Genomic DNA, 13,164 nt, shown 5'->3' with positions numbered 1-13,164 from the left:
ATGCGAAGCCTGGCTGTTAGGGTGCCGGACCGCGTGCAACCTATGTAGTTTCGCGGAATTGGAACTGCGGATTTCAGAAGCGAATACTCACGCGGGCCGCACGAACGTGGCCCGGCCCAGTGCATGGAGACAAAATGTACAAGCACGTCCTCATCTCCACCGACGGCTCCGAAACGGCCCAGAAGGGCGTCGATCAAGGTCTGGCGCTCGCCAAGGCGCTCGGCGCGCAGGTGACCCTGATCACCGTCACCGAGCCGTTCCCGGTCTATGCCAGCGCCGCCGGCGGCTGGGTGCCGACCGAGATGGGCAACTATGACGAAATCCAGAAGGAATTCGCCGACCGCGTGCTCGGCCTGGCCAAGGCCACCGCGGAAAAGGCCGGCGTCGCCGCCAAGACCCTGCACGTCCCGAACTCGCCGCCGGCGGAGGCGATTATCGAGACCGCCAAGTCGCAGGGCGTCGACGTTATCGTCATGGCTTCGCACGGGCGCCGCGGCCTTGGCCGGCTGATCCTCGGCAGCCAGACCTCCGAAGTGCTCAGCCACGCGCCGGTGCCGGTGCTGGTGGTCCGCTAGACGCTGACCGCCGTGTTTCGCCGCGCAACCGACCTGAACAGCAGGTACTGCGCGGCGAACAGCGCCAGCTTCGACCCCGGCGCCCACAGCGACATGACGCTCGCCGTCAGCTTCGGGTCGGCCAGCAGCGTCATGCCGAGATTGAGCAGCCCGCTGACGAACATCAGCCCCGCCCAGACGTATCCCGCCCCGTTGATGTAGGACTCCGGGATGCGGCCCTGGGCGATCGGCGGCATGTAGCGCCCCATCCAACCGCACTCGAGCATCGCCGCCCCGATCGCTGCATAGACGATGGTCGCCTTGAACAGCACGAACCGGGCGTCGTGAGTGATCAGCGTGGCTCCGCCCATGATCACCACCAGGGCCAGCGCCGTCCATTGCATGGCCGCGATCTTGCGCCCCCGCAGCTTCATCACCGCCACCTGCGCCACGCCCAGCGCGATGCCCACGCCGGTGGCCAGGGCGACGTCGCCGCTGGCGGCGAGAAAGACGTAGAAGACGAGGGTCGCGGCCATGTCGATCAGGATCGGGCGGGCGGCGTAGACGAGGGGGCTCACGGGGAAACTCCAGGCGTTGAAAGCGTGCCCAGAGCCTAGCGGCGAGGCCCCGCGACCGCCGAGGCCGCCCGCGCAGCCGGCGCGGCGGTTCGCGAAATCAACCTGTCCGTTCGCGCTTCGCGAACGGTCATCCACCGTTCCGAAGCCGGAAGTTCTTCTAAAACCAGCGCGTCACCCCTATATTGGGAGTGTCGGGGCTTGCCCTGACTATGGAGATAAACGCGCACGTCATAAGCGGACTGGACCCGGGTGCGATTCCCGGCGGCTCCACCAATCCTTCCTCGGCAGTTGTCGCCGGAAGCATGGGGCCGATCAGCATCGACAGACGTCTAAAGGTGTTGCTTTCTCTCGGCTTGGCCCACCGTTTCGGGCTTTAAACTAAATGCGAACGACAACTTCGCTGAAGAAGTCCGTCTGGCTGCGTAAGCGGTCCGATAGATTTCGACCTAAACTCCTAGTGTCTTAGCAGCGCTAGGCGGGGCCCGGAGGGGGCCTTGCAACAGAACCCCTCCACCTTCACCTGACGAACCTGCGATTCAACGACGCCTGCGGCGAGAGCCGCCTTGCGCGCTGACGCCGAAACGCTACCCTCCGCACCACGTTCAGTACCCCCGGAGTTTAGATGGCCCAGGACCCGCCGGCCCAAGATCAGATGCACTACGAAGCCATGGCCCAGGAGGCCCTGCGCGGCGTGGTGAAGGCCGCGTTGAAACGCGCCGCGGCCCCGGAAGGCCTGCCTGGCGCGCACCACTTCTACATCACCTTCAAGACCGAGGCCCCGGGCGTCTCCGGCCCCAACGACCTGCTGTCGAAATACCCGGACGAAATGACCATCGTCCTGCAGCACCAGTACTGGGACCTGGCGCCGGGCGAGACCTTCTTCTCGGTGACCCTGAAGTTCGGCGGCCAGCCGAAGCGCGTGTCGGTGCCCTATGCGGCCGTGACGCGGTTCTATGACCCCAGCGTCCAGTTCCTGCTGCAGTTCGAAGCTCCGGCCGCCGCCGCCACCCTGCCCGCCGCCGCCGCCGCCGAGGCGGAGCCGCCGGCCGCGCCGAGCGAACCGGCGGATCCCAACGCGCCCAACGTCGTGTCGCTCGACACCTTCCGAAAGAAGTAACTCGCCCGCATGACCGACGTCGCCCCCGCCGAACCCGAAGTCCTGACGGACGAAGCCATCCTGGCGCGCTTCCAGCGCTCGAAGAACCAGCCGACCGGCTCCCAGACGCTGGGCTTCCGCATCGTCGCGGTCAGCCAGGCCGAGAAGTCGGTCGAGGTCGAGTTCGACGCCAAGCCCGAACTGCTGCTCAACCCGATGAAGCAGGTCCAGGGCGGCTACCTCTGCGCCATGCTCGACGAATGCATGTCGGTGGCCTGCATGGTCGCCTCGGGCATGACCCACGTGGCGCCCACCGCCGAGATGAAGACCACCTTCTTCCGCCCGGCCATGCCCGGTAAGCTCAAGGGGATCGGCAAGGTCGCCAAGTGGGGCCGAACCATCGCCTTCACGGAGGGCGAGCTCTACGACGCCGACGGACGGCTGGTAGCCAAGGCGACAGGGACCGCGGTGCCCACGCCCTTCCAGCGGTACAAAAGCTGACATGTTGAAACGCGCTGGCATCGTCGGCGCGTTTTTCATTTGGGCCTTGGCCATGGTCGCGCCTTCCGTGGCGTCAGCCCAGGCCGGGCCGTTCGGCGACTGGGCCGCAGTGGTCATCGCCGGCGACTTCCACGGCGCAGGCGGCGGCCCGACCGAGGCCTTCGACAACGCCCGCCGCGACGTCTCCAAGGAGCTGCAGCGGCTCGGCTTTTCCCGCGACAACATCGTCCAATTCTCGGTCCGGCCCGAGCGCTACAAGGACCGGCCGCTGAAGTCGGACACCCTGGCGATCTACCGCTCGCTGAACGACCTGTCGGCCAAGGCCAAGGCCGGCTGCCTGGTCTACTTCACCTCGCACGGCGCACCGCAGGGCGTGGTCGTCGACCAACAGATCCTCACCCCTGGGCTGCTGGGACGAATCCTCGACTCCACCTGCCAGAACCGCCCGACCGTGGTGATCATGTCGGCCTGCTTCTCGGGCGTGTTCGTGCGGCCGTTGGCCCATCCGAACCGCATGATCCTGACCGCCGCCCGGCCCGACCGCACCTCGTTCGGGTGCGGCGAGGACAACATCTATCCGTTCTTCGACGACTGCGTGCTGAAGTCGAGCCCGTCGGTCCGCGACTTCGCCGCCCTCGCCAGCGCGGTGAAGAGCTGCGTGGCCCTGCGCGAGATCGCCGAGGGCATGAAGCCGCCCTCCGAGCCGCAGATCTGGATCGGCGGCGAACTGCGCCCGATGCTGCCGCTCTACGCCTTCCCGACCGGTCCGCCCGGCGGCGAATGAACACTGATCCACGGCCTGATCGTCGCAGGCCGCAACCGCTCTAGCGCCCCGCGCGTGCGGCGCCCTACAAGAGGAATCGTGGGGCAATAGGGGCCAGCGGGTAATCATCCATGCGTTTGATCTTCAAGGCTGTCTTCGCCGCCGCCTTCGCCTGCGCCGCCACGGCGGCGAGCGCCCAGGACACGGCCCAGCCGGCGCCCGCCTCGGCCCCAGCCGCCAGCCCGCCGCCGGCCTCCGCGCCAGCCGTCAATCCGCGCGGCCCGGTCCCCTACACCAGTCTCCAGCGCCCGCAGCGTCCGCGCCCAGTTGCGCGGACCACGGCTGCGGCTGCAGCGCCCACAGCGGCCGCGACGACGACCGCGACCGCCGCGCCGGGGGTCCCGCTGACCGTAGCGCCCGCCCTGCCCGCCGCCGCTTCGGGCGCGCGCCTGGCGCCCGGCGAGGCGATCCCCGCCGCTGAGCTCGAGTCCTACGTCGACGGCGTGGTGCGCAGCGCCATGAACCGCGACCACATCGCCGGCGTCACCGTCTCTGTCGTCCAGAACGGCCAGGTGGTGCTGAAGAAGGGCTATGGCCTGGCCGCCCTGTCGCCGGCCCGCAAGGTCGATCCCGACCAGACCTTGTTCCGCATCGGCTCGATCTCCAAGACCTTCACCTGGATCGCGCTGATGAACGAGATCGAGGCCGGCCGCATCCGCCAGGACGCGCCGGTCAATCTCTACCTGCCCGAGCGGCTGCAGATCCGCGACCAGGGCTTCCGCACCCCGGTGCGGGTGATCAACCTCATGGATCACTCGCCCGGCTTCGAGGACCGCGCGCTCGGCCACCTGTTCGAGCGCAACTTCGACCGCGTGCGCCCGATGGCCGACTACCTGCGCCAGGAGCGGCCGCGCCGCGTGCGCGAGCCTGGCTCGGCCTCGGCTTACTCCAACTACGGCGCGACCCTCGCCGGCCAGGCGGTGTCCTATGTCGCCGGCAAGCCGTTCGAACGGCTGATCGAAGAGCGGATCTTCCTGCCCGCGCGGATGAACAGCACCAGCTTCCGCGAACCTCATCCGCCGAAGGCCGGCATTCCCGGCGCGATCCCCCAACGCCTGGGCGAGAGCATCTCCGAGGGCTATCGCTGGACGCCTGGCGGCTATGTCGCGCGGCCGTTCGAGTACATCAGCCAAGTGGCGCCGGCCGGCTCGGCCTCGTCCACCGCGGCCGATATGGCCCGCTACATGCAGCTGCTGCTGAACGGCGGCACGCTGGACGGCGCGGTCATCTACGGCCCCGGCGCGGCCCGCGCCTTCAACACCCCGATCCGCAAGACCTCGCCCGGCGTCAATGGCTGGCGACATGGCTTCATCGAATACAATCTGCCCGGCGGCCGCACCGGCTTCGGCCACGCCGGCGGCACCCTGTCTTTCCTCTCGAACATGGTGGTGATCCCCGACCTGAACCTCGGCGTGTTCATCAGCACCAACACCGAGACCGGCGGCGACCTGGCCATGGGCCTCGCCGGAGACGTCGTGCAGCAGTTCTACGTCGCGCCCGAGACGTTCCCGCGCAAAGGGTCGCGCGCGCTGGCCGAGCGCGGCGGCGACTTCGCCGGCTACTATGTCGGCACCCGCCGCGCCTATCGCGGCCTGGAAGGCATGGTCGGCCTGATGATCGGCGGCGCGTCGGTGGCGGTGACGCCCGACGGCTATCTGCTGGTGACCGCCAACGGCAAGACCAGGAGCTTCGTGCCGCAGGGCGACCTGTCGGAAGGCCGCTTCATTTCCACCACTGGCTCCGACCACCTAGCCTTCGCCATCGACGGCGGTCGCGCCCACAGCTTCCAGAGCGCCTTCGGCGACCAGACCTTCGAACGCGCCGGCTTCTGGAAACGCCCCGAAGTCCTTGCCGGCGTGGCGATCCTGGTCGGGCTGGCGGCGTTGGCGACGATTGGCGGGCTGTTCCTGCGCAATCGCCGCGACTTCCGCGAGAGCGCAATCCAGCGTCAGGCCAGCCTGCTGCAAACCACCCAGGCGGTGCTCTGGCTGCTGGCCCTGGCGCTGTTCGGCGCCTGGGCGGCGAACGCCGCTGACATCGCCAACGTCATGTACGCCTGGCCGGGCGCCACGCTGATCTTCGCCTCGGCCTGCGTGCTCGTCGCCGCGGCCCTGACTCTGGGCGGGCTGATCCTGATGCCGGCCATCTGGCGTGGCGGTCGGCGGGTTGATTCGTGGCCGGCCACACGCAAGGCGGCGTTTACCTTTACCGCCCTGCTCTACGGCGTCTTCACGCTGCTGCTTGGCCTCTGGGGCGCGCTTACCCCTTGGAGTGGTTGATTTTTCTCAACCATAGAGAACGAAATTCTTCCGCGAATTGAGGCGTTAACGCCGCAAATGTAAACGCGTCGTTTACCAAGCACTGGGTAAATCCTGCCTAGCGGCGGGCGAGTGAGCGTCCGTCCCGCGTACCCCGGGAAGGACGCCCGCTTGAACAACTTCGTCGCCGCCCTGCAGAGGTTCGGAATAGGACGACTGGCGGCCATCCTCGGGATCGGGGTCGGCGTCGCCGCCGCCCTCATCGCGCTCACCATGAACCTGGGCGAGCCCAAGGCCCTGCTCTATTCGAACCTGGACCTGAAGGAAGCCGGCTCGATCACCACCGCCCTCGACCAGGCGGGCGTGAAGTACGAGGTCAAGGGCGACGGCTCGACCATCATGGTGCCGCGCGACAAGGTCGCCTCCACGCGCCTGATGCTGTCGTCCAAGGGCCTGCCGACCTCCGGCTCTGTCGGCTACGAGATCTTCGACGAAGCCAATGCGCTCGGCCAGACCGACTTCGTCCAGCAGCTGAACCGCCAGCGCGCACTGGAAGGCGAGCTGGCCCGCACGATCCAGGGCCTCGACGGCGTCACCTCGACCCGCGTTCACCTGGTGCTGCCCAAGCGCCAGTTGTTCGAGGAAGAGGCCGAGCAGCCCTCGGCCGCAGTCACCATCGGCGTCGGCGGCCGTGCGCCCTCGGCCGACCAGGTGCAGGCGATCCAGAACCTGGTCTCCAGCGCCGTGCCGAACCTGAAGCCGGGCCGCGTCACCGTCGTCGACCAGCACGCCAAGACCCTGTCGACGGGCGAGGACGGCTTCGGCGCCCAGGCCGCCGACGGCCGCCGCAGCGAGGTCGAGCAGCGGATCGCCAAGACCGTCACCAAGCTGGTCGAGGGCGTCGTCGGCCCCGGCAAGGCGCGCGTCAACGTCACCGCCGACCTCAACCTGGCTCGCGTCACCGTCCAGCAGGAGACGTTCGACCCCGACGGCCAGGTCGTCCGCTCCGAGACCACCAACGAAGAGAATTCGCGCGAGAGCCAGCCCGACGCCAACGGCGCGGTGTCGGCCAGCGCCAACATCCCCGGCGGCGTCGGGGCCAACGGCGAGACCACGAACCAGTCCGCCAGCGGCCGCACGGAATCGACCACCAATTACGAGATCTCCAAGACCGTCCGCACCGAGGTGCAGGAGCCGGGCGACATGAAGCGGCTGTCGGTCGCCGTGGCCGTCGACGGCGCCACCGCCGCGGGCCAGGACGGCAAGCCCGGCGCCTACACCCCGCGCACGGCCGAGGAGATGCAGCGCATCGAGCAGCTGGTCCGCACCGCCGTCGGCTTCAACGCCGACCGCGGCGATCAGGTCACCGTGGTCAACGTCCGCTTCCCCACCGCCGACGTGGAGGGCGGCGTCGAGGCCGCCAATCCACTGATGGGCTTCGACAAGAACGACATCATGCGCGCCGTCGAGATCGCGATCCTCGGCCTCGTCGCGGTGCTGCTGATCTTCTTCGTCGTCCGCCCGCTGCTGAAGCCGTCATCGGGCGCGGGCGGCATGCCCGCCCTGGCCGGCGGTCCCCCGATCACCCGTCTGGTGACCACCGCCGACGGCCAGCCGATGCAGATCCAGCTCGATCCGGCCACCGGCCAGCCGCTGGCCCTGCCTGGCCCTGGCAACGAGCTGGAGCAGCGCATCGACATCGCCCGCATCGAGGGGCAGGTGAAAGCTTCCTCGGTGAAGCGCGTCTCGGAGTTCGTTGAGACGCACCCCGAAGAGTCCGTCTCGCTGCTGCGTAGCTGGCTCCACGAGACGACATGAGCAGCCGCGTGAAGTCCATCAACGACGCATCCAAGCTCAGCGGTCCTGAGCGCGCCGCGGTCGTGCTGCTCGCGCTTGGCGAAGAGCACAAGACGATCTGGGAGCACCTGGACGAAGAGGAGATCAAGGAGATCTCCCAGGCGATGGCCGGTCTCGGCACCGTCTCGTCCAGCGCCGTCGAGCAGCTGCTGGTCGACTTCATCTCCGGCATGTCCGGAGCAGGCGCGATCATGGGCTCGTTCGAACAGACCCAGCGCCTGCTGCAGGCCTTCCTGCCGCCCGACAAGGTCGACTCCCTCATGGAGGAGATCCGCGGCCCTGCCGGGCGGACCATGTGGGACAAGCTGGGCAACGTGAACGAGGCGGTGCTCGCCAACTACCTGAAGAACGAGTACCCGCAGACCGTCGCCGTCGTGCTGTCCAAGGTGAAGTCCGACCACGCCGCCCGCGTGCTGGCCGCCCTGCCGGAAGACTTCGCGCTCGAGTGCGTCACCCGCATGCTGCGCATGGAGCCGGTGCAGCGCGAGATCCTCGACAAGATCGAGCAGACGCTGCGCACCGAGTTCATGTCGAACCTGGCGCGCACGTCCAAGCGCGACAGCCACGAGATGATGGCCGACATCTTCAACGCCTTCGACCGCCAGACCGAGGCCCGCTTCATCGGGGCCCTGGAAGAACGCAACCGCGAAAGCGCCGAGCGCATCCGCGCCCTGATGTTCGTGTTCGAAGACCTGTCGAAGCTCGACCCTGGCGGGGTCCAGACCCTGCTGCGCAACGTCGAGAAGGACCAGCTGGGCCTGGCCCTGAAGGGCGCGTCCGACTCCCTGCGCGAAATGTTCTTCTCCAACATGTCCGAGCGGGCCGCCAAGATCATGCGCGAGGACATGGAGAGCATGGGCCCCGTGCGCCTGCGCGACGTCGACCAGGCTCAGATGGCCATGGTCCAGGTCGCCAAGGACCTGGCCGCCAAGGGCGAGATCATGCTGGCCGGGTCCGGCGGCGATGACGAGCTGATCTACTGATGACCAGCACGCCCCACCAGAAATTCGGCTTCGACACGGTGTTCGACAACGCCGGCGACGTCGCCTACGCCGCCCAGCGGCCCAAGCGCCTGTTCCCGGCCGAAGAGGTCGAGGCCCTGCGCGCCCAGGCCTTCGCCGAGGGCGAGCGCCAGGCCCTGGGATCGATGGCCGCGCTGCAGGCCCAGGCCCTCTCTCAGATCGCCGCGAGCGTGGGCCAGGCCCTGCCCCGGCTGGCCGGCGTCGCCCACGAGCACCGCGTCGGCTCGGCCGAACTCGCCCTGGCCTGCGCCCGCGCTATCGCCGACGCCGCCCTCGCCAAGTTCCCCGAGGCGCCGATCCAGGCCGCGCTCGAGAACCTCGCCCGCGAGATCGAAGCTTCCCCGCGACTGGTCGTCAGCGTCGGCGCCGATCTGGCCGAAGGCGCCCAGGCGGCGCTGGAGCAGACAGCCCAGGCGATCGGCTACGCCGGCGCGATTCAGGTCCGCCCGGCTCCCGGCGTCGGCCCTGCGGCCTTCACCCTCGACTTCGGCGACGGCGCGGCCGCCTTCGACCCCGCCGCCGCAGCCGCCCGCGTGGCCGCCGCTCTCGAAGCGGCCCTGGCCGCCGAAGGGCTGCACGCCGAACCCCTCATTCCCGGAAGCGAAAGCTGACCGCCATGTCCGACAACGACCTCAAACTCGACGAATTCGGTCCCTCCGACATGCCCATGGCCGATATGGGCATGGAGATCGAGGACAAGACCGCCAGCGATCTGGCGCCGGTCTTCGACGTGCCGGTCTCGATCTCGGCGGTGCTCGGCCGCGCCACCATGTCGGTGGCCCAGCTGCTGCAACTGCAGTCGGGCAGCGTCCTCGACCTGGACCGCAAGGTCGGCGAGGCCATCGACATCTACGTGAACAACCGGCTGGTCGCCCGCGGTGAGGTCGTCATCGTCGACGACCGCCTGGGCGTGACCATGACCGAAATCATCAAGGACGGCGACACTCAGGGCTGATCGCCTGAGGGTCTGTAGGAGATAGTGCTATGCGGCTTTTGGTCGTCGGAAAACTGAACGGACAGCTCTCCAACGCCGTGAAGATGGCGATGACGGCGGGCGCCAAGGTCAGCCACGTTGAGACCATCGAGGCGGCCACCCACGCCCTGCGCGCGGGCCAGGGCGCGGACCTGCTGCTGGTCGATTACGACCTCGACATCGCCGGCCTGATCGCCGCCAACGAGGGCGAGCGCATCCGCGTGCCGGTGGTCGCCTGCGGCGTCGATCCGGACGCCCAGAAAGCTGGCGACGCGATCCGCGCGGGCGCCAAGGAATTCATCCCGCTGCCGCCGGACGCCGAGATGATCGCCGCCGTCCTGGCCGCCGTCTCCGACGACGAAAAGCCGATGGTCGTGCGCGACCCCGGCATGCAGTCGGTGATCAGCCTGGCCGACCAGGTCGCCCCGTCCGAGGCCTCGATCCTGATCACCGGGGAAAGCGGCTCGGGTAAGGAAGTCATCGCCCGCTACGTGCACCAGAAGTCGCGCCGCGCCAGCCGCCCGTTCATCTCGGTCAACTGCGCGGCCATCCCCGAGAACCTGCTGGAAAGCGAGCTGTTCGGCCACGAGAAGGGCGCCTTCACCGGCGCTGTCGCCCGCCGCATCGGCAAGTTCGAGGAAGCCAACGGCGGCACGCTGCTGCTCGACGAAATCTCGGAGATGGACGCCCGCCTGCAGGCCAAGCTGCTGCGCGCCATCCAGGAGCGCGAAATCGACCGGGTCGGCGGCGCCAAGCCGGTGAAGGTCGACATCCGCATCCTCGCCACCTCGAACCGCGACCTGGCCCAGGCGGTCAAGGACGGCACGTTCCGCGAGGACCTGCTCTACCGGCTCAACGTCGTGAACCTGCGCCTGCCGCCGCTGCGCGAGCGGCCCGGCGACGTCGTGGCCCTGGCCGAGTTCTTTATCCGCAAGTACGCCAAGGCCAACGGCATGCCCGAGCGATCGCTGTCGGCCGAGGCCAAGCGCCGCCTGGCCGCCCACCGCTGGCCGGGCAACGTGCGCGAGCTGGAGAACGCAATGCACCGCGCGGTGCTGCTGGCGAGCGGGCCGGAGATCGAAGAAGGCGCGATCCGCCTGCCCGACGGCCAGCCGCTGGCCGCCCCCGATCCGGCCGCCCGCGCCGCCCAGACCGCGGCCGACGCCGCCGAGGCGGTGACCCGCACCTTCGTCGGCCAGACCGTCGCCGACATGGAGCAGCGGCTGATCATCGACACCTTGTCGCATTGCCTGGGCAACCGCACGCACGCGGCCAACATCCTCGGCATCTCGATCCGCACCCTGCGCAACAAGCTCAAGGAATACACCGAGGCCGGCGTCCCGGTGCCCGCCCCGCAGATGGGCGCCAGCGCGGCCTGAACGAGTAACCCGAGCAGATCATGACCGACGCCTCGCTCCCTTCCTCGACCCGTCCGTCGCCCCGCGAAATGCTGGGCTGGCTGATGAAGGGCGAGGTCGCCCTGGCGCTGGGCGTCATCGGCATCGTCATTCTGCTGATCCTGCCGATCCCGCCGTTCGTGCTGGATCTGCTGCTGGCCGTCTCGATCACCTCCTCGGTGCTGATCCTGATGACCTCGCTTCTGATCAAGAAGCCGCTGGAATTCACGGCCTTCCCGACCGTCCTGCTGGTCACCACCCTGTTCCGCCTCGGGCTGAACATCGCCTCGACGCGCCTGATCCTCGGTCACGGCCACGAAGGCGCGCATGGGGCCGGCAAGATCATCGAAGGCTTCGGCAAGCTGATGATGGGCGGCAACTTCGTCATCGGCGTGATCGTGTTCATCATCCTGGTGATCGTGAACTTCGTCGTCATCACCAAGGGTTCGGGCCGGATCGCCGAAGTCGCCGCGCGCTTCACCCTGGACTCGATGCCCGGCAAGCAGATGGCCATCGACGCCGACCTCTCGGCCGGCCTGATCGAGGAAAACGAAGCCAAGAAGCGCCGCAAGGAGCTGGAGCAGGAAAGCACCTTCTTCGGGGCCATGGACGGCGCCAGCAAGTTCGTGCGCGGCGACGCGGTCGCCGGCCTGATCATCGTCGCCATCAACATCATCGGCGGCATCCTGATCGGCGTCGTGCAGCACAAGGTGCCGCTCGCCCAGGCCGCCTCGTCCTATACGATCATGACCATCGGCGACGGTCTGGTCAGCCAGATCCCGGCCCTGATCATCTCGATCGCCGCCGGCTTCCTGGTCTCCAAGGCTGGCGTCGACGGCTCGGCCGACAAGGCCCTGGTCGCCCAGCTGGCGATGAATCCGATCGCCTTGGGCATGGTCTCGGCCTCGGCCGGCGTCATCGCCCTGATCCCCGGCATGCCGATCATCCCGTTCGCGGGCCTCGCCGCCGGCGCCGGCTTCCTGGCCTGGAAACGCTCGCAGGACGCCCTCGCCCCGCCGCCCGTCGAGTTGGTGCCGGTGGACCCGGCCGCGGCCGCCCAGGATCAGGAAGAGCCGATCAGCCAGGCCCTGGCCATCGACGAGATCAAAATCGAGCTGGGCTACGGCCTGCTGCCGCTGATCAACGACCTCGAAGGCCGCCGCCTGACTGACCAGATCAAGGCTCTGCGCCGCACCCTGGCCCAGGACTTCGGCTTCGTGATGCCGGCGGTCCGCATCCTCGACAACATGCGCCTGCCCTCGCAGGGCTACATGATCCGTATCAAGGAGATGGAGGGCGGCGGCGGCGAAGTGCGGCTCGGCTCGCTGATGGCCATGGATCCGTCCGGCGGCCAGGTCGAGCTGCCGGGCGAGCACATGCGCGAGCCGGCCTTCGGCCTGCCGGCCACCTGGATCGACGACTCCCTGCGCGAGGAAGCCACCTTCCGCGGCTACACGATCGTCGATCCGGCCACCGTGCTCACCACGCACCTGACCGAGATCCTCAAGGAGAACATGCCCGACCTGCTCTCCTACGCCGAGGTCCAGAAGCTCCTGAAGGAGCTGCCCGGCGAGCAGAAGAAGCTGGTCGACGATCTGGTCCCGGCTGTCGTCTCGGCGACGACGATCCAGCGGGTGCTGCAGGCGCTGCTGCGCGAGCGGGTCTCGATCCGCGACCTGCCGGCGATCCTGGAAGGCATCGGCGAGGCCGCGCCGCACACCGCCTCGATCACCCTGCTGGTCGAACAGGTCCGCGGCCGTCTGGCCCGCCAGCTCTCGTTCGCCTATCGCGGCGACGACGGCGCCCTGCCGATCATCACCATGTCGGGCGAGTGGGAAAACGCCTTCGCCGACGCGCTGATCGGCGCCGGCGAGGAAAAGCAGCTGGCCCTGGCCCCCTCGCGTCTGCAGGACTTCATCCGCGCCGTCCGCGACAGCTTCGAACGCGCGGCCCTGGCCGGCGACAGCGCCGTGCTGCTGACCAGCCCGCAGATCCGCCCCTATGTGCGTTCGATCATCGAGCGCTTCCGCGGCCAGACCCCGGTGCTCAGCCAGAACGAGATCCACCCGAAGGCCCGCCTGAAGACGGTCGGGCAGATCTAGGTC

Annotated in this window: 12 protein-coding genes and 1 other RNA gene; 12 read left to right on the top strand and 1 reads right to left on the bottom strand. The window is 68.5% G+C overall.

Annotated elements, in window-relative coordinates:
- The first annotated feature begins 134 nt into the window (after positions 1-134).
- Positions 135-575, top strand: a complete 441-nt coding sequence (locus ACSQ2H_RS05225) for a universal stress protein (RefSeq protein ID WP_436060397.1) — start codon at positions 135-137, stop codon at positions 573-575.
- Here ACSQ2H_RS05225 and ACSQ2H_RS05220 read toward each other — a convergent pair.
- Positions 572-1,132: an inner membrane-spanning protein YciB gene (locus ACSQ2H_RS05220; RefSeq protein ID WP_436060396.1), complete on the bottom strand. Its 561-nt coding sequence runs from the start codon at positions 1,130-1,132 to the stop codon at positions 572-574. The two genes, ACSQ2H_RS05225 and ACSQ2H_RS05220, sit on opposite strands and share 4 nt — an antisense overlap.
- Before the next feature lie 151 nt (positions 1,133-1,283).
- On the opposite strand from ACSQ2H_RS05220, the gene ssrA reads away from it, so the two are divergent.
- The 11 genes from ssrA to flhA all read left to right on the top strand — a co-directional run bounded on the left by ssrA (position 1,284) and on the right by flhA (position 13,161).
- Positions 1,284-1,647, top strand: a transfer-messenger RNA (tmRNA) gene (ssrA, locus tag ACSQ2H_RS05215).
- 107 nt (positions 1,648-1,754) lie between these two features.
- On the top strand, positions 1,755-2,249 hold the full coding sequence (locus ACSQ2H_RS05210; RefSeq protein WP_436060395.1) for an SspB family protein: 495 nt from the start codon (positions 1,755-1,757) through the stop codon (positions 2,247-2,249).
- A gap of 9 nt (positions 2,250-2,258) precedes the next feature.
- Positions 2,259-2,729 carry a PaaI family thioesterase gene (locus ACSQ2H_RS05205; RefSeq protein WP_436060394.1) on the top strand — a complete coding sequence of 157 codons (471 nt, stop codon included), beginning with the start codon at positions 2,259-2,261 and terminating at the stop codon, positions 2,727-2,729.
- A gap of 1 nt (position 2,730) precedes the next feature.
- On the top strand, positions 2,731-3,513 hold the full coding sequence (locus ACSQ2H_RS05200) for a C13 family peptidase (protein ID WP_436060393.1): 783 nt from the start codon (positions 2,731-2,733) through the stop codon (positions 3,511-3,513).
- 110 nt (positions 3,514-3,623) lie between these two features.
- On the top strand, positions 3,624-5,831 hold the full coding sequence (locus tag ACSQ2H_RS05195) for a serine hydrolase domain-containing protein (protein WP_436060392.1): 2,208 nt from the start codon (positions 3,624-3,626) through the stop codon (positions 5,829-5,831).
- Positions 5,832-5,981: 150 nt separating this feature from the next.
- On the top strand, positions 5,982-7,628 hold the full coding sequence (gene fliF, locus ACSQ2H_RS05190) for a flagellar basal-body MS-ring/collar protein FliF (RefSeq protein WP_436060391.1): 1,647 nt from the start codon (positions 5,982-5,984) through the stop codon (positions 7,626-7,628).
- Entirely contained in the window at positions 7,625-8,650 is a 1,026-nt protein-coding gene (gene fliG, locus ACSQ2H_RS05185; protein WP_436060390.1) for a flagellar motor switch protein FliG, read from the top strand. Before fliF ends, fliG begins: the two co-directional genes overlap by 4 nt.
- Positions 8,650-9,300, top strand: a complete 651-nt coding sequence (locus ACSQ2H_RS05180) for a flagellar assembly protein FliH (protein ID WP_436060389.1) — start codon at positions 8,650-8,652, stop codon at positions 9,298-9,300. The genes fliG and ACSQ2H_RS05180 overlap by 1 nt, the downstream gene beginning before the upstream one ends.
- Before the next feature lie 5 nt (positions 9,301-9,305).
- A complete protein-coding gene (gene fliN / locus ACSQ2H_RS05175) occupies positions 9,306-9,644 on the top strand; it encodes a flagellar motor switch protein FliN (protein ID WP_183773317.1) in 339 nt (112 codons plus the stop codon).
- Between the two features lie 29 nt (positions 9,645-9,673).
- Positions 9,674-11,041: a sigma-54-dependent transcriptional regulator FlbD gene (gene flbD / locus ACSQ2H_RS05170; protein WP_436060388.1), complete on the top strand. Its 1,368-nt coding sequence runs from the start codon at positions 9,674-9,676 to the stop codon at positions 11,039-11,041.
- A gap of 20 nt (positions 11,042-11,061) precedes the next feature.
- Positions 11,062-13,161: a flagellar biosynthesis protein FlhA gene (gene flhA / locus ACSQ2H_RS05165; protein ID WP_436060387.1), complete on the top strand. Its 2,100-nt coding sequence runs from the start codon at positions 11,062-11,064 to the stop codon at positions 13,159-13,161.
- Positions 13,162-13,164: the final 3 nt, after the last annotated feature.

The organism is Phenylobacterium sp. LjRoot97 (assembly GCF_964254345.1).
Classification (GTDB): Bacteria; Pseudomonadota; Alphaproteobacteria; order Caulobacterales; family Caulobacteraceae; genus Phenylobacterium.
Note: the sequence above shows the minus strand (reverse complement) of the source record. Positions and strands in the feature narration are given on the sequence as shown.